16 protein-coding genes are annotated in these 19,822 nt (G+C 65.0%); 6 read left to right on the forward strand and 10 right to left on the reverse strand.

From position 1 onward, the window contains the following. The first annotated feature begins 128 nt into the window (after positions 1–128). Entirely contained in the window at positions 129–689 is a 561-nt protein-coding gene (locus HLA91_RS03645; protein WP_170273590.1) for a hypothetical protein, read from the forward strand. Further along, on the forward strand, positions 686–892 hold the full coding sequence (locus tag HLA91_RS03650; protein WP_170273591.1) for a hypothetical protein: 207 nt from the start codon (positions 686–688) through the stop codon (positions 890–892). Before HLA91_RS03645 ends, HLA91_RS03650 begins: the two co-directional genes overlap by 4 nt. A 184-nt stretch (positions 893–1,076) precedes the next feature. On the opposite strand, the gene HLA91_RS03655 is transcribed toward HLA91_RS03650, so the two are convergent. From HLA91_RS03655 to HLA91_RS03665, 3 genes are read right to left on the reverse strand one after another with little or no spacing between them, the layout of a single operon-like run. After that, positions 1,077–1,799, reverse strand: a complete 723-nt coding sequence (locus HLA91_RS03655; protein WP_170273592.1) for a VIT1/CCC1 transporter family protein — start codon at positions 1,797–1,799, stop codon at positions 1,077–1,079. A gap of 42 nt (positions 1,800–1,841) precedes the next feature. Continuing rightward, complete coding sequence (gene trhO / locus HLA91_RS03660) at positions 1,842–2,756, reverse strand: oxygen-dependent tRNA uridine(34) hydroxylase TrhO (RefSeq protein ID WP_170273593.1); 915 nt, start codon at positions 2,754–2,756, stop codon at positions 1,842–1,844. Positions 2,757–2,777: 21 nt separating this feature from the next. Next, on the reverse strand, positions 2,778–3,806 hold the full coding sequence (locus HLA91_RS03665; protein ID WP_170273594.1) for a Fic family protein: 1,029 nt from the start codon (positions 3,804–3,806) through the stop codon (positions 2,778–2,780). A gap of 204 nt (positions 3,807–4,010) precedes the next feature. Between HLA91_RS03665 and purL the strand changes: the two genes are divergently transcribed. Further along, entirely contained in the window at positions 4,011–6,314 is a 2,304-nt protein-coding gene (gene purL, locus HLA91_RS03670; RefSeq protein WP_170273595.1) for a phosphoribosylformylglycinamidine synthase subunit PurL, read from the forward strand. Positions 6,315–6,377: 63 nt separating this feature from the next. On the opposite strand, the gene HLA91_RS03675 is transcribed toward purL, so the two are convergent. The 5 genes from HLA91_RS03675 to HLA91_RS03695 form a co-directional block, all read right to left on the reverse strand. Then, a complete protein-coding gene (locus HLA91_RS03675) occupies positions 6,378–7,586 on the reverse strand; it encodes an NAD(P)/FAD-dependent oxidoreductase (protein ID WP_170273596.1) in 1,209 nt (402 codons plus the stop codon). A 106-nt stretch (positions 7,587–7,692) separates the two neighbouring features. Continuing rightward, positions 7,693–9,507: a BCCT family transporter gene (locus tag HLA91_RS03680; protein WP_170273597.1), complete on the reverse strand. Its 1,815-nt coding sequence runs from the start codon at positions 9,505–9,507 to the stop codon at positions 7,693–7,695. Positions 9,508–9,591: 84 nt separating this feature from the next. Continuing rightward, the gene (locus HLA91_RS03685; RefSeq protein WP_170273598.1) at positions 9,592–11,727 is read right to left on the reverse strand and encodes a S9 family peptidase; all 2,136 of its coding nucleotides are present in this window, start codon (positions 11,725–11,727) and stop codon (positions 9,592–9,594) included. 21 nt (positions 11,728–11,748) lie between these two features. Further along, positions 11,749–12,228 (reverse strand): hypothetical protein, encoded by a 480-nt coding sequence (locus HLA91_RS03690; protein WP_170273599.1) that lies wholly within the window; start codon positions 12,226–12,228, stop codon positions 11,749–11,751. Positions 12,229–12,302: 74 nt separating this feature from the next. Next, positions 12,303–13,586 (reverse strand): hypothetical protein, encoded by a 1,284-nt coding sequence (locus tag HLA91_RS03695; RefSeq protein WP_170273600.1) that lies wholly within the window; start codon positions 13,584–13,586, stop codon positions 12,303–12,305. 446 nt (positions 13,587–14,032) lie between these two features. On the opposite strand from HLA91_RS03695, the gene HLA91_RS03700 reads away from it, so the two are divergent. The 3 genes from HLA91_RS03700 to HLA91_RS03710 all read left to right on the forward strand — a co-directional run bounded on the left by HLA91_RS03700 (position 14,033) and on the right by HLA91_RS03710 (position 18,043). Further along, on the forward strand, positions 14,033–15,331 hold the full coding sequence (locus tag HLA91_RS03700; RefSeq protein WP_420867898.1) for an ISL3 family transposase: 1,299 nt from the start codon (positions 14,033–14,035) through the stop codon (positions 15,329–15,331). 100 nt (positions 15,332–15,431) lie between these two features. Continuing rightward, the gene (locus HLA91_RS03705) at positions 15,432–17,618 is read left to right on the forward strand and encodes an MMPL family transporter (protein WP_170273601.1); all 2,187 of its coding nucleotides are present in this window, start codon (positions 15,432–15,434) and stop codon (positions 17,616–17,618) included. Beyond that, complete coding sequence (locus tag HLA91_RS03710; RefSeq protein ID WP_170273602.1) at positions 17,618–18,043, forward strand: pyrimidine dimer DNA glycosylase/endonuclease V; 426 nt, start codon at positions 17,618–17,620, stop codon at positions 18,041–18,043. The genes HLA91_RS03705 and HLA91_RS03710 overlap by 1 nt, the downstream gene beginning before the upstream one ends. Before the next feature lies 1 nt (position 18,044). On the opposite strand, the gene HLA91_RS03715 is transcribed toward HLA91_RS03710, so the two are convergent. Next, positions 18,045–18,836: an ABC transporter ATP-binding protein gene (locus HLA91_RS03715; protein WP_170273603.1), complete on the reverse strand. Its 792-nt coding sequence runs from the start codon at positions 18,834–18,836 to the stop codon at positions 18,045–18,047. Between the two features lie 2 nt (positions 18,837–18,838). Beyond that, positions 18,839–19,792 carry an ABC transporter permease gene (locus HLA91_RS03720; protein ID WP_170273604.1) on the reverse strand — a complete coding sequence of 318 codons (954 nt, stop codon included), beginning with the start codon at positions 19,790–19,792 and terminating at the stop codon, positions 18,839–18,841. Positions 19,793–19,822: the final 30 nt, after the last annotated feature.

The following is a 19,822-nucleotide window of genomic DNA, read 5'->3' on the forward strand; positions in this document are numbered from 1 at the left end:
TCGGACAATATGCGCTGAACATCGCATCACAGGTGCCTGGACGTTGCCGCGGCGGATCTTGAAATAGAGCTCACCATGCGGTGATGTGGTGCATGTCACCCTTATCTCCAACCCATGAGGTGATCCCCGTGAAAACACGTTCGAGCGCTTTCCTCGCCGCGGCCCTGAGTGTGGCCGTCGCCCTCGGTGTCTCCCAGCCGGCCTCAGCCGCCCCTGCGGAGTCCGCTGCCCCTCCGGTCGCCGACGCTTCTGTCGCGTTCGCTGATGAGCCGGTGAACGAGGCGGAGCTGGAGTCGGCGTTCTCCTACATCGAGGACATCCCCGACCACGCCCTCACGAGCCAGGAGGCCTTCGACACGTGGCAGGCAGAGCAGCCTGCTCAGGCCGCCGGCGCTGCCGGCTGCGCCCTGTCGATCACCGTGTTCATCGCCTCGAACGCCTTCGCTGTGGCGAAGATCGCCAAGATCAAGGCCGCGATCAAGGCCGCTGGCGGTGCCAAGAAGTTCGCTTCCAAGGCCATCGATGCCTACAAGTACGCCAAGCACACCAAGAAGATGAGCCGCGGAGACGCCATCGCCTATGCTGCTCGCAAAGCCGCATCGGCCGGCGGCGAGGACGTCGTCAACGCCCTCGTCGACCTGCTGTCTGCCCGCGGCATCGCCGAAGACTGCTTTGGAGCTGACCTATGAGCGAACGCAGCGACAACAGCGGCATGAAGCACAGCAGCCTCATGGTCGCCGGGCTGTTCGTCATGGTCGCGATGCTGCTCGTCCGCGAGTTCGCACCCGACGGCCCTGCGGCCATCATCGCACTCGTCGTCGGCATCATCGCCCTGGCCATCATCGTCCCGGCCTTCATCATCGCCTTGTTCCGCAGCAGATCCGGCAGCTGATCCCGCCGGTTCTGCAGCAACACCGTCCCGACGGCCACCGCCTGTCCTTCACGGCAGACGGTGGCCGTCCCCGCTTGGATACGACAGCGACATGGTCGATGATCGGGTGCCTGACAGCCGACCCGGGGCAGGACTCGGCCTCATCGCGGTCGCCGTGGCGATCACCGCTTGGCAGAGATGCGCGTCAACCGGCGCTGACGCCGAACAGCTGGCCGATGCCGTAGGTCACCGCCATCGCCAGCGCACCACCGATGAGCATACGCGCGACCGCCCTCCAGGCGATCGCCCGGCCGAGCTTCGCCGAGAGCCAGCCGGTCAGGCCGAGCGCGGCAAGCACCGCGATGAAAGCGGTGATGATCCGCCACTCCGGCGGCGGCAGCAGCACCGCGAGCAGCGGCAGCACCGCGCCGATGGTGAATGAGATCGCCGAGGCGATGGCCGCAGCCCATGGGTTCGTCAGGTCATCGGGGTCGATGCCGAGCTCAGCATCGAGGTGCGCTCCGAGCGCATCATGGGCGTGCAGCTCGGTGACGACCTGACGGGCGGTCGCCTCGCTCAGACCCCGCTGCCGGTAGATGCCGACGAGTTCGTCGAACTCCTCCTCCGGCTCATGTTCGAGCTCCCACTTCTCCAAACGGATGAGTGCCTGTTCGGAATCGCGCTGGCTGGACACCGAAACGTACTCGCCGACCGCCATCGAGGCGGCACCGGCAACGAGGCCAGCGGCGCCGGCGAGGAAGATCGCGCCCGTGCTGGCCGGGTCGGCTGCCGCGACGCCGATGACGAGCCCGGCCGTCGAGGTGATGCCGTCATTGGCGCCGAGCACTCCTGCGCGCAGCCAGTTGAGCCGGCTGGCCGTGCCGGTCTGGTGCGGTTCGCTGATCCGCTGATGCCCCTTTTCGCTCATGTCGCTGACCTCCCTGATTGAACCTGCGGTGTCTGCCGGAACCTACTGTGCGGCCGGGACCGCAGCCTTTGCCTCGGGCGCGGCGCACGCACCGCAGTACGGGTGCCGGCCGGCATCGGTGCAGTCCTGGCAGCGCAGGAACTGCTTCCGGCAGGACTCATCAGCGCAGTTGACGAACAGCGGGGTCGGCTCATCGCACTCCCGGCAGCGGCCCAGCGATTCGGCCCCGGAGCCGAACTCCATGTGCATGCGCTTGTCGAAGACGTACAGCGAACCGTCCCACAGCCCGGAGTTGCCGAAGGTCTCGCCGTAGCGGACGATCCCGCCGTCGAGCTGGTAGACCTCTTCGAAGCCGCGGTTCTTCATGAGCACCGAGAGGATCTCACAGCGAATACCGCCGGTGCAGTAGGTGACGATCGGCTTGTCTTTGAACTCGTCGTAAGCGCCGGATTCGATCTCGGCGATGAAATCGCGGGTGGTGTCCGTGTTCGGGATGACGGCGTTCTTGAACCGGCCGATCTCCGCCTCCATCGCATTGCGGCCGTCGAAGAAGACGACATCGTCGCCGCGTTCGTCCATGAGCTTGTGCAGCTGGCCGGGCCCCAGGTGCACGCCCCCGCCCTGCACGCCGTCCTCGGTGACCGTGACCTCGTCAGGATTGCCGAAGGTCACCAGCTCCGGGCGGACCTTGACGCTCAGGCGCGGGAAGTCATCGCCGGCGCCAGTCGACCACTTGATATCGGCCTTGCGGAAGGGCGCGTAGCTTTTCGTCGTGCGCACGTACTGCTTGACGTCGTGGATCTCCCCGCCGACGGTGGCGTTGATGCCGTCAGCGGAGATGATGATGCGGCCCTTGAGGTTGTGGCGCTCGCACAGCGCGTGCTGCCACAGGCGCACCGCCTCGGGGTCGGCCAGCGGGGTGAAGACGTAGAACAGGACGATCTTGGATACGGACATAGCCACATTCTAATTCGCAGCTCAGTACGGCGGCGGCGAGGCCGGAGCCGGACGGACCGGCACGGAGACCTGCGTATCGAAGCGCGTGCTCGCCATTCTGCGCTCAGCGTGCGCGACGATGTCAAGCAGGTCCCGGGCGATATGCCCACGGATGCCTCTGCCGACAGCCAGACTGTCAGTGATCCCAGCCTCGCTGAGCTGCTGCAGGGCTCTGCGCACCGATGGCACCGAGGCACCCGTCAGCTGCTCGGCGATGCGCTGGGTGAGAATCGGAGTGCGGGGCAGCAGCTCGAGGAGCTTCCACACGACAGCATCGCTGCGTGGGCGCCGGTCCAGCTGTGAATCGAGCGCCTCATGGTAGTCGTCGAGCACACTCTGCGCCTCCTGCATGAACCGCTCCGCTTGGCTGACGGCTGCATCTGCTGCGGTGATGAAGAAGTCCAGCCACGTGTTCACTCCTGCGCTGATGTCGAGCTCGGCGGGAGGCTCGGCGCCGGTCATCGAAGCACCCGGCGGAGTCGCCCGGTAAGCCGTCAGACCATCGATATATCGCTGCTGCCATGTCATGAGCACCTGGCTGATGGGCAGCACAGCTCCAGAGGTCAGTCCCCGCCGCGTGAGCACCGTGTGGATGAGGGCGCGTCCGATCCGTCCATTGCCGTCTGCGAAGGGGTGCAGCGTTTCGAACTGTGCGTGAGCCAGTCCCGCCTGGATGAGACCGCCCGTGGCTGCCCCGTTGATGAACGCCATCAGATCCTCAAGCGCTTGTGGCAGGACTTCCGGCCTCGGCGGAATGAATTCGGCCTCACCCGGGTGAATGGCTGATCCGCCCAGCCAGTTCTGGCGCTGACGCAGTCCCAGCTGACTGAAGCCGGGCAGCAGCTGTCGCTGCAGCTCTTCGAGATCGCTCCACGTCACTGCTTCAGCACTGCCGAGAGTGTCGACAGCCGCCACGACTGCAGCGACATTGCCTGCCACTTCGGCCGCCTGAGGACCGAAGCCGCTGAGAGCGTCCTGCGAGCTGAGTTCGGCGAGCACCACGTTCTTCACCGAGGGACTGACTCCCTCGATGCGTGAGCTGGCTGATAGAAACCTTAGACTCTATCCTTTCACTCACCATAGGTCTATCGAAAGCTTTCTACCTATCCTTTCACCCACCCGCCAGCCCCACTCATGCCAGCCTGGCCACTGCCTCGGGCGCGGTTTGAAGATAGGATGTCGAGTGGGATTTCACGAAAGGACCACACGAGGCGTATGTCGGACAAGCACGTCAAGGAGACCGTCGAATTCGCAGCTGCGAACCCCGACGTCGAGCAGCCCTTTGCCGAGCTGGGGCTCAAGGCGAATGAGTATGCGGACATCCGCGAGATCCTCGGCCGCCGCCCAACCTCCGCAGAGCTGGCGATGTACTCGGTGATGTGGTCCGAGCACTGCTCGTACAAGTCCTCGAAGGTCCACCTGCGCAAGTTCGGCGAGCACGTCACCGATGAGATGCGTAAGCATCTGCTCGTCGGCATGGGTGAGAACGCCGGCGTCGTCGACATCGGCGAAGGCTGGGCGGTGACCTTCAAAGTCGAGTCCCACAACTCGCCCTCCTACGTCGAGCCCTACCAGGGCGCAGCCACCGGAGTCGGCGGCATCGTGCGCGACATCATCTCGATGGGTGCCCGCCCAGTCGCCGTGCTCGACCAGCTGCGCTTCGGTGAGATCTCCCACCCCGACACCGCCCGCGTCGTCCACGGCGTCGTCGCCGGCATCGGCGGCTACGGCAACTGCCTCGGCCTGCCCAACATCGGCGGTGAGACCTGGTTCGACCCCTCATATCAGGGCAACCCGCTCGTCAACGCCCTGGCTGTGGGCGTCATGAAGCATGAGGACATCCGGCTGGCCAACGCCTCGGGCGTGGGCAACAAGGTCGTGCTCTTCGGCGCCCGCACCGGAGGCGACGGCATCGGAGGTGCCTCGATCCTCGCCTCGGAGTCGTTCGACGACACGAAGCCCTCGAAGCGTCCGGCCGTGCAGGTCGGCGACCCGTTCGCCGAGAAGGTCCTCATCGAATGCTGCCTCGAGCTGTTCGCCGCCGGTGTCGTCGAGGGCATCCAGGACCTGGGTGCGGCCGGCATCTCGTGCGCGACCTCTGAGCTGGCCTCCAACGGGGAGGGCGGCATGCACGTCAAACTCGACGATGTGCTGCTGCGCGATCCGTCGCTGACCCCGGAGGAGATCCTCATGTCGGAGTCGCAGGAGCGGATGATGGCTGTGGTGACCCCGGAGAAGCTCGACGAGTTCCTCGCAATCACCGGCAAGTGGGAGGTCGAGTCGTCTGTGCTCGGCGAGGTCACCGACACCGGCCGGCTCGTCATCGAATGGCACGGCGATGTCATCGTCGATGTGCCCCCGCGCTCGGTCGCCCACGACGGGCCGGTCTACGACCGCCCCTACACTGAACCGTCCTGGCAGGCCGAGACCCGCGCCAACACCGTCGAGGCCGCCGGACTGGCGAAGCCGCAGTCCGATGAGGAGCTGCGCTCGACACTGCTTGAGCTGCTCGGCTCGCCGAACCTGTGCTCGAAGGATTGGATCACCGGCCAGTTCGACCGCTACGTGCAGGGCAACACAGCGCTTGCCTACCCCGATGACGCCGGTGTCATCCGCATCGATGAGGAGTCCGGCCTGGGTGTGGCGATCGCCACCGATGCCAACGGCCGCTACTGCTACCTTGAGCCGTCTACCGGCGCGAAGCTCGCCCTGGCCGAGGCGTACCGCAACGTCGCCACCTCCGGCGCCCGGCCGATGGCGGTCAGCGACTGCCTCAACTTCGGCTCGCCTGAGGACCCGGAGATCATGTGGCAGTTCGCCGAGGCCATCGACGGCCTCGCCCACGCCTGCGAGGATCTCGCTGTGCCGGTCACCGGCGGCAACGTCTCCCTGTACAACCAGACCGGGCAGACCGCGATCTACCCGACCCCGGTCGTCGGCGTGCTCGGCGTCTTCGACGACGTCGCCCGCCGCAGCCCCGCCGGCTGGCGGGATGCCGGCCAGACGATCTACCTGCTCGGTGACACCGCAGCCGAGCTCGACGGCTCCGTGTGGGCCGATGTGGTGCACGGCCACCTCGGCGGTGTGCCGCCGCGCTACCGGCCGGAAGCCGAGCGCGAGCTGGCCGGCATCCTCATCAACGCCTCCCGCGACGGCATGATCGATGCCGCCCACGACCTGTCTGAAGGCGGGCTGGCTCAGGCGCTGGCCGAGGCGGTTCTGCGGTTCGGCACCGGGGCGCGGGTGTGGCTTGATGAGGTGTGCGACCGCGATGGCATCGACCTGTTCACGGCGCTGTTCTCCGAGTCGACAGCGCGAGCGATCGTCGCGGTGCCGCGGTCCGAGGAGGTGCGGTTCACCGATATGTGCACCGCCCGGAAGTTCCCGTTCGCCCGCATCGGCGTGACCGACACCGGCGAGAACGGTAACACCGCCTTAGAACTCGTCGATCACTTCACGATCCCCGTGACCGAGCTGCGTGAGACCCACGAGGCGACGCTGCCGAAGCACTTCGGGTGAGCGTGACGCCAGACGGTCGGCTGACGCATCCACCGTTCCGGTGCTGCATTGAGCACGAGTTCCTCAGGCCGTGCCCTTGAGGATCGCGTTCCAGTACAGCGCCGGCAGTCCATGACGTTTGAGCACCCACATATCGGTGCGCTCCTTCGTCGTGTCGATGAACGGAAACGACGGCCTCGGGCGCATCGTGTAGTCGAACTCGGCGAGGATCGTCTTACCGCGCGCAGTCGTCAGCGGGCACGAGGCGTAGCCGCCGTAGGACTGCGCCAGCGGCTCGCCCTTGAGGGTGGCCAGCAGGTTCGCCACAAGCACCGGGGCCTGCTTGCGGATCGCGGCACCGGTCTTCGAATTCGGCGTCGACGCGGCATCGCCGAGGGCGAAGATGTCCGGGTAGCGCACGTGCTGGAGCGTATGCTTGTCGACGTCGATCCAGCCCTTGGGGTCCTCGGCGGCCAGCGGGGATTCCTTGATCCAGTCCGGCGCTGACTGCGGCGGCACCACATGGGCCATGTCGAAGCTGATCTCCTCGCTCGTCCCCGCAGCGTTGTCGCGGACCGTCGCGGTGCCGGCCTCGGCATCGAGGCCCGTCATCTCCGAGTTGAAGTGCACTTCGATGCCGTAGCGCTCGACGACCTTCTCCAGCTCATTCGAGAACTCCTCGACCCCGAACATCGCCGGCGTCGGCAGCACGAGCACGACCCGGATGCTGTCCAGCACACCGCGGCGCTGCCAATGGTCACACGCTAAGTAGGCGATCTTCTGCGGCGCACCTGCGCATTTGATCGGGCCAGACGGCATGGTGAACAGCGCCGTACCCGAGGTGGTGGCCTGGATGAGCTGCCAGGTCTTGGGTGCGAGCTCGGGCAGATAGTTCGTCGAGACGTTCGGGCTCTGCAGCGCTTCGCGCATGCCCGGCACTTCGTCGAAGTCGAGTTGGATGCCCGGGCAGACGACGAGCCGGTCGTAGGCGATCTGCAGGCCCGAGGACAGGCTCACTCGGCGGGCTTCCGGATCGACCTCGGTGGCGAAGTCCTTGATCCACGACACACCTGCCGGCATGACATCGGCCTGGGCGCGTCGCAGCTCGCGCGCGGGAGCGCATCCGCCTCCCACGAGGGTCTGCAGGGGCTGGTAGATGTGCTGTTCGCCCGGTTCGATGACCGCGATGTCGGTCTTGCCGGCTCTGCGCAGCCGGGCGGCGACGCTGAGCCCGGCGTTGCCCCCTCCGATGATGACGATGGCGTGGTGCAGCGGATGCGAGCTCGTGGTCATAGCGGCAGTCTCCTCAGGTGATCGGCATTGATCTACTGCAAATGTACAGACAAATCCGGGCTGGGGTCCAGACCTGAGTGCCCACGCCGTTACCGAGACCGAAGCGTCACCCTTGGCGCGAGCCGGATCTGTCGGAATACCGTCCGCTCTCGCGCGGCGGCAGACGCTTCGATCCCGTCCGCGAGGACAGGGTGCCATCGGAGCGGCGGAACCACCGGCGCTGCGGTTCGTACGGGTCGATGACGTCGGGGGCGTCACCCTCCGCCTCGGGCAGCACGACAGCGTCCTTCGTGTCGTACTCATCATCGCGCAGCCGGCGGATGTATTCCTCCGGCGGCAGGACCTTCTTCCACTGCTTCGTGCGCATCGGCGGCAGCACGCCGGCATCTTCGCGCAGGGCCCGCAGCAGCAGGTACATCTCGAAGTAGCCGAAGATGAAGAACGGCAGACCGACGAGGATGATCGTCGACTGCAGCGCCTCGAGCCCCCCGGAACCGGAGAACACGAGGAGGGTCGCAGTCACCAGCCCGATCGCCAGGGCCCAGAAGACCCGCTGGCCGAGGGGGTTGTAGTCCTCATGTCCGTTCGTCATCGTGTCGGTCACGAGTGCGGCGGAGTCCATCGAGGTGACGAAGAAGACGACGACCACAAGGATCGCGACGACGGAGACGGCGAAGGCCAGCGGGTAGTGCTCGAGGAAGGCGAACAGCGCACCCGGGATGTCGCCGTCGTCGACGACCCGCTTGACGAGTCCGCCGTCACCGGACTGCTGGCCGATGCCCTCGATGGCAAACGAGCCCCAGCCGAAGATCCCGAACCAGATGACCGAGAACATCGCCGGCACCGCGAGCACGCCGGTGACGAACTGGCGGATGGTGCGGCCGCGGGAAATGCGGGCGATGAAGATGCCGACGAACGGCGACCAGGTGATCGTCCAGGCCCAGTAGAACACCGTCCACGTCGACTGCCAGCCGGATTCGGCAATGGTGTCGTTCCAGAAGGCGAGTTCGGGCAGGGTGACGATGTAGGAGCCGAAGGACTCGATGGTGCCCTTGATCATGTACAGCGTCGGACCGGTGACGAGGACGAAGACCAGCAGGCCTACGGCGATGACGATGTTGGCGTTCGACAGCACCTTGATGCCCTTCTCCAGTCCCAGCGACACCGAGGTCAGGGCGATGAGGGTGACGACGCCGATGATGATGAGCTGCCAGCCGGCGCTCTCCGGCACTCCGAAGAGCTGGGAGAGTCCGCCGTTGATCTGCAGGGTGCCCAGTCCGATCGAGACGGCCACACCGAAGACGGTGCCGACGATCGCGACGATGTCGATGGTCTTGCCGATCGGGCCGTGGATCTTCTCACCGAGCATCGGCTGGAAGATCGAGGACACCCGAGCGGGCAGGTTGCGCTTGTGGATGAAGTAGGCGAAGCACAGGCTCGGCAGCGCGAAGATCGTCCACGTGTGGAACGTGAAGTGATACAGCGTGAAGTTCATCGCATCCCGGGCCGCCTCCGCGCTTCCGGCCTCGATGCCGAGGCCGGCGCGCGGCGGGCTGCCGAGGTGGCTGATCGGCTCGGCGACACCCCAGAACATGAGAATCGTGCCGATGCCGGCGGCGAACAGCATCGCGAACCATGCCCGGCCCGAATGCTCGGGCTCTTCATCGTCGCGGCCGAGCTTGACCCGCCCATAACGGGAGAAGGCGATGTAGATGAGGAAGATGAGGAACAGCGTCACGCCGAGGATGTAGAACCAGCCGAGCGTGTCGAGCAGCCACGTCGAGGCTGCGGACACCGCGGCATCGAGCTGCTCGGTGAAGACGATGGTGCCGAGCACGAACAGCAGGATGACGCCGGCCGAGGCGAAGAAGATCACCGGCGAGGTGCGCAGGTGCAGCATGTCGTGGAGTTTTCGCAGCATCGTTCGCAGTCTCCTTTCGGCACGAACCACGCAGCGATGACTTCTGGTTCCACGCGATCCGCAGCGGGATCAGTTTCTTCGACTCTAGCGGCTCACATCGCTCCTGCCCAGGACATCGAGCATCCATGCGTAGTCGAATGCGTCTTCCTTCCACGCGTCATAGCGCCCGGATGCCCCGCCGTGACCGGCCGACATCTCCGTCTTCAGCAGCGCATCCGCGCCGACCTCACGCAGCCGGGCAACCCATTTGGCCGGTTCGACGTAGAGCACCCGGGTGTCGTTGAGCGAGGTGATCGCGAGGATCTTCGGGTAGTCCTGTTCGGTGACGTTCTCATACGGAGAGTAGGAGCGCATGTACTCATACACCTGCTGGTCGTGCAGCGGATCACCCCATTCCTCCCATTCGATGACGGTCAGCGGCAGCTCGGGCATGAGGATCGAGGTGAGCGCGTCGACGAACGGCACGTGCGCGCTGATCCCGGCGAACCGGTCCGGGGCCATGTTCGCCACCGCGCCCATGAGCAGCCCGCCGGCCGACCCGCCGGTGGCCACCAGCCGGTCTGGTTTGGTCACCCCGGTGCCGATGAGGTGGTCGGCTGCGGCGATGAAGTCGGTGAAAGTGTTGCGCTTGGCGGTCGTCTTGCCCTCGTCGTACCAGTGCCGGCCCATCTCTCCGCCGCCGCGCACATGCGCGATCGCGAAGACGACGCCGCGGTCGAGCAGCGAGAGCCGTTTGACGCTGAAACCGGGATCCATGCTCAGCTCATAGGATCCGTAGCCGTAGAGCACCATCGGGGCTGGGCCGGCATCGCGGGCGCCGGTCTTCCACACGAGCGAGACCGGCACCTCGGTCCCGTCGTCGGCACGCGCCCACATGAGCTCCTGCTCGTAGGCGTCCAGGTCGACGCCGCCGAGCACCGGCTGACGTTTGAGCACGGTCCGCTGTCCGGTGTCCATGTCGTAGGCGAACACGGTCCCCGGCGTCACCATCGACGTGTAGGTCAGCCGCAGCCGCGGCTGCGCGAACTCCGGGTTCGCGCCGGTGCCGAGCGTGCCGACGGGTTCGTCGACGGCGATCTCCGCAAGCCTCCCGTAGGGCTCCGCTTCCGAGGCGGTGATCGCCACGGTGCCCACCCGGGCGAATCCGCCGCGCCGGTAGGAGATGACGAGGTGGCCGGCGAACGCGTCGACGTCTTCGATCCGGCAGCCGGTCATGTCACCGTCGAGCACCGGCCGGCCGGCACCAGCCGGGTCTGCGGCGGGCACGTCGACGATGTCGAAGTCGGCGCGGTCGCGGTTGTGGGTGATGATGAACCGGTCCTCACCGGCGACGATCGCGTGCTCGACGCTGTATTCGACGCCCTGCTGGCGCTCCCACACCGCCTGCGGTTCGGCGGTCGGCTCCTCGGCTGGCAGCACCCACCAGCCCTCGGTCGTCTTCGACCCGGTGACAATGCACACGTACTTCTGCGAACGGGTGAGCCCGACACCCACGAAGAACCGCTCGTCGGGTTCGTGGAACACCTGTGCGTCGGCCTCTGCCCCGGTCCCGAGGCGGTGGCGCCACACCGTGTCGGGTCGCCAGGCGTCGTCGCAGGTGGTGTAGAAGACGTATTCGCCGGTGCCGTCGAAGGTCGCCCCGGCGAAGGTGTTCTCGATGAGCTCCGGCAGATCCTCGCCTGCCTCCAGGTCGCGGATGCGCAGCGTGTAGCGCTCATCGCCGGTCAGGTCGGCCGCCCACGCGAGCTTCGTACCGTCAGGGGAGACGCTGAAGGAGCCGAGGGAGAAGAACTCGCTGCCGGCAGCCTCAGCGTTGGAGTCGAAGATGACCTCCTCGCCTGCCAGCTGCTGGCCGTCGGCCACCTCGGGCGGGGTCCAGTCATCCGGGCCGCTGATCGGGGCGCGGCAGGAGATGCCGTAGTCTTTGCCCTCCTCGGTGCGGGTGAAGTACCACCAGCTGCCGCGCCGGACCGGCACGGACATATCGGTCTCCTTCGTCCGCGTGCGGATCTCGGTGAAGATCGTCTCGCGCAGGCTCTCCAGGTGTGCGGTGCGTGCGGCGGTGTAGGCATTCTCCGCCTCCAGGTGGGCGGTCACCTGCGGGGAGTCCTTGTCCCGCATCCATTCGTAGTCGTCGGTGAAGGTGTGGCCGTGGTGGGTGCGGTCGGTGGGGATGCGCTGGGCGATCGGCGCCTGTGCGTCACGTGGTGCAGTCGTCATACCCTCAAGCCTACGGTGTCCTCAGCTTCTCTGGCGGGCTCCCAGCGGAAGGAGGATCAGACCAATGGCGCAGAACGCCGCCGCAGGAAAGGCCAGGAGCGCAGCGTGCGTGAGGACGATATCGGCCCATGAGAAGTATTCACGGCGCCGATCGACAAACGCCGCGGTAGCTGTTCCGAAAAGATAGCCACAGAGCCCCGGAATCACAATGTACGTCAGATAGATTCTCAGAACGCGTTTCCATCCTGGGACCGATAACGAGCTGCGGAATTTCATGGAGAAAACGAGGATCTCAACGATGATAAGACCGACGATGAAAGGCGACAGGAGGAATACCAGGAGCATCGCATCGGTCAGGCTCAGGGTCCCGCCGGAGATCATCAACCCCGCAGCAAGCATCACCACGAGCCACGTCACGAAGACGGTCAGCACGTACACCAGTTGTGCGCGACTATCAGTTTTCACATTCCCCCCTTCTAGGGCAATCTCAACGAAATTCACCAACTGGAAACCACCGGCAAACAAACCGCACGACAGGTCGAGGATCAGATATTAACGCAAACCCAAGGGGTCGGTCACGGCAACTTAACCTTCCCATTCCAGTTCTGGGGTTTACACGCATTATTACTCACAAGACAATCAAAACTATTCAAGACAGATTTATCCAACCACCCCCACTTGAAGCTATCGCCTGCGGCACCAAAACCTGCGATTTCGTGATTCGGCACATCCCGACCTTGACCACCAACTTCGATAACGCCAGAACGATGCAACACAAAATTTGTGCGATGCCTAATCGCACCGGTTACACAGAACGGATTCCCCACTTCAACATCGAATGTAATCCGGGCGAGACTTGAACCCTTCGTTGCATCCTTAAACAACATCTTCTTAGACGTAGCGGTTCGCGTCGCCAGAAGCTTCTTTTTTGAGTCGTATAGCTTAGTTGCACCAACGCCCTTCTGAGTTTCAATATACCTTCCTCCATCCGGACCTTCCCAGGCGACTCGCGCGAACATAGCAGACTTGTAGTTCTTTTCCTCCGTAACAGTCCTGTATGACTTTGGAAGCATAAAATCTCTATTATTGCCATTGTGATAGATCGCGGATTTAGGAAACCCTCCCGAGTTGAAGCTACACCCGAGAGCCTTAAGCCCACTTAACTTAACGTATTCATAGGGAATAAAGCTTTTATGCGAAACTGCGGAAATCGTCATCTTTTCCGAGTTGAGCTTTGCATCTTGCACTGAAGGAAGTGTAAACGAAACCGGCTCGCCATTCTTACCTCTGCTCGAGACCTGTAACGTCGATCGATCCTCAAGCTGGGTGGCATCAACCACAACCTCGCTACCGCTTGTCGAACCGACCACGGCCCCGTCCTTCAGGACGACCTTTTGACCAGGCACCGAATCTGGCCACTTGATTATTGATTTAGTCGGAGTATCAATTCTGGAAACTTGCGGGGACGTAGGCTTCGATTCGGGAAGCGGCTTTGCCGAGATTTTTTTAATTTCAGTTGACCCATCAGAATCTTCCCACAGTCGATCATCTGTCCAATCTTCGATTTCTCCCTCGCTCATTTCACTTTTCGAATCGAACGGTGTTCGCACTTCATACGCTTCTACTTGGGGGTCAGTCGATACGCTCCTGTCAGTCGCATCCTTTTCACTGCTATCTGACGAGTAGATCGTAGTACCCTCGTCTTTCCGAACCACCTTTAGATCGCCCGTCGCCATTGAGACTTTCAAGGAGTCGGTGAAGCTAACTTCGAGCCCGGTGTTAGCAACAGCTGTGTTCGAACAAAGTGTGATGGGACTGAAGAGTGCTGCGACAGCGACGACAGCCAGATATTTACGCATTCATGTCTTTTTTCTTTGGTTTGGCGCTGTGGCAATTAAGCTGGGAAGTTCCCCACGCGTGAAAATCTATCTCAGGGGCAGCCTGAACGAGATTCTTGAAATTCATCGAGCCGATAAGATACCAAGCTTGTTACGCGATTAGACTACGGACGACACTGTGGCCTACGCGTCGCCTGAGGGGCAGCCGTTCTGGGAGAAAGCCGTAGACGTTTCCACGGTTGCACTGAAGGACTTTAACAATTTCATGCACTTTCAGGCTCAGAGGTATGTGATCCTCACCATAGCGCGAGCGCAGCACCGCGGTCTATTGGACTTTCGTCATAGGATTAATGGCTCTTCGGACATTCGGTGGGGGTGAGGCGCGCCGAGTGAGGTCGGGCGGGTAGAGATTGAGGTCCCCGAGGATCATAAGCGCTGACCACCTGATCCGATACGAGGACCTCGACGTGTTTCAACATACTTCGGCGTGGGCTGATCCGCGCTCCATCACTGCCCCGTGTTCCCGCTGCGATCTGCTCCTTGTTCCGAAGGAGGTGCAGGTTGAACAGGTCCACCGCGGCGGTGAGCGGATGGTCGTGACGGTCTCGACGCCGTCGCAGCCGACCGGATGCCCGGCGTGCGGGGTCATTGCGACAGGCCGCGGCCGGCGCCCACGCGTGCTCCATGACGTTCCCGGTGTGACACCGGTGCGGGTGCTGTGGCGGCAGCGAGTCTGGCGGTGCGTCGACCCAGATTGCACGAAGAATACGTTCGTGGAGCAACTGCCCGACCTGGTCGCGCCTCGCGGGTCGATCACCCGCCGCGCCATCGCGTGGGCGATCGGGCAGCTGCGTCGCGAGCACGCGACCGTCCAGGGGCTTGCTCGCCAGCTGGGGACATCGTGGAAGACCGTCTGCCCGGCCGTTCAGCCCGAGCTTGAACGCATGGCTGATGACTCCTCACGATTCGACGGGGTCACCATCTGGCACCATGTCGATCCACGTCGGCAGGGTCTGAAGGAACTGACCGGGATGGTCGACCTCACCCGTGACGAGCACGGCAAGGTGCGGGCCAGGTTGCTGGACTTGGTGCCGGGTCGTTCGGGGAAGGCCTACGCGACCTGGCTCCGGCAGCGCGGCACCGCCTTCCGGCGGCGAGTGAAGGTCGCAGCGCTGGACCCGTTCGCCGGTTACAAGAACGCCATCGATGATGAGCTCGACTATGCCGTCGCCGTCCTCGACGCATTCCATGTGGTCAAGCTCGGCACCGCCGCCGTTGATGAAGTCCGCCACCGTGTCCAGCAGTCAACGCTCGGGCATCGCGGACGCAAAGGAGACTCGCTCTACGGCATCCAGACCATCCTTCGTGCCGGAAGAGACAACCTCACCGAGAAGCAGCTTGCCCGCCTGCACGCGGCATTCACCAACCGGGAAGAGCATGTCGAGGTGGAAATGGCCTGGCGATGCGCTCAGCAACTGCGCGATGCCTACCTGCAAGCGGACCTGACCACCGGGCGGGCCATCGCCGAGACCGTCGTCGAGACGTTCCACACCTGCCCGATCCCCGAAATCGCCCGTCTGGGCCGCACCCTACGCCGGTGGCGTGAGGCGTTCTTGGCGTACTTCAGCACAGGGCGCGCGAACAATGGCGGCACCGAGGCGATCAACGGCATCATCGAGCTCCACCGCCGCCTCGCACGAGGCTTCCGCAACCGCGACAACTACCCGCTCCGGATGCTCCTCACCACCGGCGGACTCACCCCATGACCCCCATCGAATGTCCGAAGATCCGGATTAATCAACACCTCAAGCTTCCTTGCACGACATATCCGGCCTTCTCACCCGGTCACCCTGCTAGTCTGAGCTCATGAATCCGCAGCCGCGCCTGCTGACAGCCTCCCGCCCCCAGGAGCAGAAGGTGCGCGGCCGCAGCTGGGTCTGGCTGCTCGTGCTCGCCCTCATCGGCGGCTGGCTGGCGCTCTCGGGTCTGGGCGGCCCGTACTTCGGCAAGATCTCCGAGGTCGCCACCAACGACCAGTCGACGTTCCTGCCCGCCTCGGCGGAGTCGACTCAGGTGACCGACCGGCTCGGCGAGTTCCGGACCGGGCAGGGCGCTCCGGCGATCATCATCGCCACCCGCGACAACGGGCTCGACGCCGATGACCAGTCCTGGGCTGAGGACTTCGCCTCCGATGCCGAAGCGGCTGCCGTCGATGACGTCTCCCCGCCGATCCCCTCCGCTGACGGCCAAGCCCTCCAGCTCATCGTCCCGGTCTCCGAGGACGACACCGAGGCAGGAGTCGATCAGCTGCGTCAGCTCGCCTCCGCCTCCGCTCCCGATGGCCTCGAGGTCTTCGTCACCGGCCCGGCCGGGTTCTCCGCAGATCTGGCCGAGGCGTTCTCCGGCATCGACGGGATGCTGCTGATCGTCACCTTCTCCGCGGTGTTCGTCATCCTCATCATCGTCTACCGCTCCCCCATCATCCCAGTCTTCGTGCTGCTGACCGCGCTCGCCGCCCTCGCCTCATCGATCGTCGTCGTCTATCTGCTCGCCGACGCCGGGTTCATCACCGTCAACGGGCAGGTGCAGGGCATCCTCTTCATCCTCGTCGTCGGTGCGACAACGGACTACTGCCTGCTCTTCGTCGCCCGGTTCCGTGATGAGCTCACAGCCGCCGCCTGCGCGCCGGGCACGGAGCGCAGGCGCACGGTGTGGCGTGCGTGGAAGGGCACGGTCGAACCGATCCTCGCCTCCGGCGGAACGGTCATCGCCGGCCTGCTGTGCCTGCTCGTCTCCGACCTCGCCTCCACGCAGGCGCTCGGCCCGGTCGCGGCGATCGGCATCGCGATGGGCTTGGCTGCTGCGCTGACGTTCCTGCCGGCGCTGCTGTTCGCCGTCGGCCCGGTGGTGTTCTGGCCGTTCATCCCCGGCCGCGGGAAGCGCCGCGGCACCAAGGAGAACCACGGCCTGTGGTCGCGCATCGCCGCCGCGGTCACCGCACGCCCGCGCATCACGTGGGTCACTGTCGCCCTGCTGCTGGCTGTGCCGCTGCTGGGCATCACCCAGCTCAAGGCCGATGGCGTGCCGCAGAGCGAGTTCGTGCTCGGCGCCTCGGAGGCCCGCGACGGCCAGGATGCCCTCGGTCAGCACTTCCCGTCCGGATCCGGCAGCCCCGCCTATGTGCTGCTGGACGAAGACGATGTCGATGACGCCGTCGACGCCCTCGACCCGATCTCCGGGATCGACGCCCTCGGCCTGTCCGCTGACTCGCCCACCGGGTTCATTCCGCTCGGCGACGCCGCTGACGACGCCGGCCGGCAGGGCGGTCCGCCTGGTGAGCCGATCGTCTCCGACGGCGATGTGCTCATCAACGCGACGCTGGCCGATCCGCCGGACTCCCAGGAGGCTGAGGACACCGTCGTCGAGATGCGCCAGGCGCTGGCCGACGCCCGACTGCTCACGGCTGTCGGCGGTGAGCCGGCGGTGGCCCTCGACTCGAATGAGGCGGCCAAGCACGACCGGGCGCTGGCGATGCCGCTCATCCTCATCGTCGTCACGATCGTGCTCGTGCTGCTGCTGCGTTCGCTGCTGGCCCCGCTGCTGCTGATGTTCACCACGGTGCTGAGCTTCGGCACCGCGATGGGCGTCTCCGCGCTCGTGTTCAACCATGTCCTCGACTTCCCGGGCGCGGATCCGACGGTGCCGCTGTTCGCGTTCGTGTTCCTCGTCGCCCTTGGCATCGACTACAACATCTTCCTCATGTCCCGGGTCCGTGAGGAGTCGATGGCTGCCCGTGACACCCGCGCCGGGGTGGTGCGCGGACTCGTCACCACCGGCGGGGTCATCACCTCAGCGGGCATCGTGCTCGCCGCAACGTTCGCAGCCCTTGCGGTGCTGCCGATCATGTTCCTTGTCCAGCTGGCGTTCATCGTCGCCTTCGGTGTGCTGCTCGATGCGATCGTCGTGCGCTCACTGCTCGTCCCCGGCCTGTTCTACGATCTGGGCCGGGCGACGTGGTGGCCGTGGATGCGCACGTTCACCCCGCGGTCCTGATGCGGCTGTGGTCGCTGCATCCGGCGCACCTCGACCGGCAGGGCCTCATCGCCTGCTGGCGTGAGGCGCTGCTGGCGCAGAAGGTGCTCGCAGGCCTGACCACCGGCTACCGCAGCCACCCGCAGCTGATCCGCTTCCGCGCAGCCGACGGCCCGCTGGCTGCGATCGGCGCGTACCTGTCCGGCTTAGCCGAGGAGGCCGATGCCCGCGGCTACCGGTTCGACCGCACGAAGATCCACGATGGCTCCGGCCACGCCCAGCTGCCGGTCACGACCGGACAGCTCGACTTCGAGGCGCAGCATCTCGCTGCCAAACTCTGTGTCCGCTCCCCTGCTGAGGCCGAGCGCTTCGCGACCGCGACGATCGGCACCCATCCGCTGTTCCGCCTCGGGCCCGGCCCGATCGAAGACTGGGAGCGGCCCTGACTCAGGTCAGCAGCGCGCGGTCGTCGAGCTGGGCGCCCTTGACCTTGGCGAATTCGCCGAGCAGGTCCTTGACCGTCAGCTTCTCCTTGGTGGCGGCGTCGGCTTCGTAGATGATGTCGCCTTCGTGCATCATGATGATCCGGTTGCCCAGGGCGAGCGCCTGCTCCATGTTGTGGGTGACCATGAGGGTGGTGAGGTTGCCCTGGGCGACGATCCGCTCGGTCAGCTTGGTCACCAGCTCCGCACGCGAGGGGTCGAGGGCGGCGGTGTGCTCATCAAGCAGCAGGATGCGCGGTTCGGTGAAACCGGCCATCAGCAGTGACAGCGCCTGCCGCTGACCGCCCGACAGCAGCCCGACCTTCGCCTTGAGCCGGCGTTCGAGCCCGAGGTCGAGGCTGGTGAGCTCGTCGGCGAAGGCCTCCCGGCGGGCCTTCGTCAGACCCCGTCCGAGCCCGCGCCGGCGCCCGCGGTTGAGGGCCAGGGACAGGTTCTGCTCGATGGTGAGGTCGGGTGCGGTGCCGGCCATCGGGTCCTGGAACACCCGGCCGACGTAGCGGGCGCGGGAGTATTCCTTCATCCGGTTGACCTTGACGTTGTCGATGGTGATCGTCCCGGCATCGACGGGCAGCCGCCCGGAGATCGTGTTGAGCAGCGTCGACTTGCCGGCGCCGTTGGAGCCGATGACGGTGACGAAATCGCCTTCGTCGAGATACAGGGAGAGGTTCTGCAGGGCCCCGCGTTCGTTGACGGTGCCGGGGAAGAAGGTCTTGGAGATGTTCTCAATGCTCAGCATGCTCAGCTCCCCTCTGCTGCGGTGGCGGGTGTCTTGACCGGTGCCGGCTGTGTCTCCGGCGCCAGCTGGCCGGGCGCGCGGTTGCCTCGCCCGCGCAGGGAGGGGATCTTCTTGAGCAGGCCCCAGCGCGGCAGCAGCAGGGCTGCGACGACGAGGATCGCGGTGACGGCCTTCATGTCGTTGGGGTTGAGGCCGTAGCGCATCGCGTAGAAGATGATGAGCCGGTAGATGACCGAGCCGAGGACCGCTGCGAAGCTGGCGATGACGATGGTGCGCGAACCCAGCAGCGCCTGGCCGACGATGACCGAGGCGAGTCCGACGAGGATGAGGCCGACACCCATCGCGATGTCGGCGAAGCCCTGGTACTGGGCGATGATCGCACCGCAGGCGGCGACGAGCCCGTTGGACAGGGCGAGTGTGAGGATCGTCGTGTTGTCGGTGTTGACGCCGAGGGAGCGGATCATCTCCTTGTTGTTGCCGGTCGCCTGGATCGCCAGGCCGAGGTTCGTGGTGAGGAACCAGTCGACGACGAACTTGAGCACGAGCACGGCGAGCAGGAACGCCGCCACCGACATCCATGTGCCCATGATCCGCTCCTCTTTGAGCGGCGTCATGATCGTCGTCTCTCTCAAAAGCGGCAGGTTCGCCTTGCCCATGATCCTGAGGTTGACCGACCACAAGGCGATCATCGTGAGGATGCCGGCGAGCAGCCCGTCGATCCCGCCCTTCGTGTGCAGTAAGCCGGTGATGATGCCGGCGAGCACGCCGGCCCCGCCGGCTGCGACGGTGGCGACGATCGGGTTGACCCCGGCGATGATGAGGGCCGCTGCGGTGGCGGCTCCGGTGGTGAAGCTGCCGTCGACGGTGAGGTCGGGGAAGTTGAGGACTTTGAACGTCAGGTACACCCCGAGCGCCATGACGCCGTAGATGATGCCGAGTTCGAGTGCGCCGATCATAGTGTGGTGAGATTCTCCGAGTTGTGAGGC

This window comes from Brevibacterium luteolum (genome assembly GCF_013004595.1).
Taxonomy (GTDB): domain Bacteria; phylum Actinomycetota; class Actinomycetes; order Actinomycetales; family Brevibacteriaceae; genus Brevibacterium; species Brevibacterium luteolum.

Coding starts and splice junctions, on each gene's coding strand:
- HLA91_RS03685 (WP_170273598.1), bottom strand. CDS start 11,727: ATGACGACTGCACCACGTGACGCACAGGCGCCGATCGCCCAGCGCATC.
- HLA91_RS03710 (WP_170273602.1), top strand. CDS start 17,618: ATGCGGCTGTGGTCGCTGCATCCGGCGCACCTCGACCGGCAGGGCCTC.
- HLA91_RS03650 (WP_170273591.1), top strand. CDS start 686: ATGAGCGAACGCAGCGACAACAGCGGCATGAAGCACAGCAGCCTCATG.
- HLA91_RS03695 (WP_170273600.1), bottom strand. CDS start 13,586: ATGCGTAAATATCTGGCTGTCGTCGCTGTCGCAGCACTCTTCAGTCCC.
- HLA91_RS03655 (WP_170273592.1), bottom strand. CDS start 1,799: ATGAGCGAAAAGGGGCATCAGCGGATCAGCGAACCGCACCAGACCGGC.
- purL (WP_170273595.1), top strand. CDS start 4,011: ATGTCGGACAAGCACGTCAAGGAGACCGTCGAATTCGCAGCTGCGAAC.
- trhO (WP_170273593.1), bottom strand. CDS start 2,756: ATGTCCGTATCCAAGATCGTCCTGTTCTACGTCTTCACCCCGCTGGCC.
- HLA91_RS03715 (WP_170273603.1), bottom strand. CDS start 18,836: ATGCTGAGCATTGAGAACATCTCCAAGACCTTCTTCCCCGGCACCGTC.
- HLA91_RS03675 (WP_170273596.1), bottom strand. CDS start 7,586: ATGACCACGAGCTCGCATCCGCTGCACCACGCCATCGTCATCATCGGA.
- HLA91_RS03705 (WP_170273601.1), top strand. CDS start 15,432: ATGAATCCGCAGCCGCGCCTGCTGACAGCCTCCCGCCCCCAGGAGCAG.
- HLA91_RS03720 (WP_170273604.1), bottom strand. CDS start 19,792: ATGATCGGCGCACTCGAACTCGGCATCATCTACGGCGTCATGGCGCTC.
- HLA91_RS03680 (WP_170273597.1), bottom strand. CDS start 9,507: ATGCTGCGAAAACTCCACGACATGCTGCACCTGCGCACCTCGCCGGTG.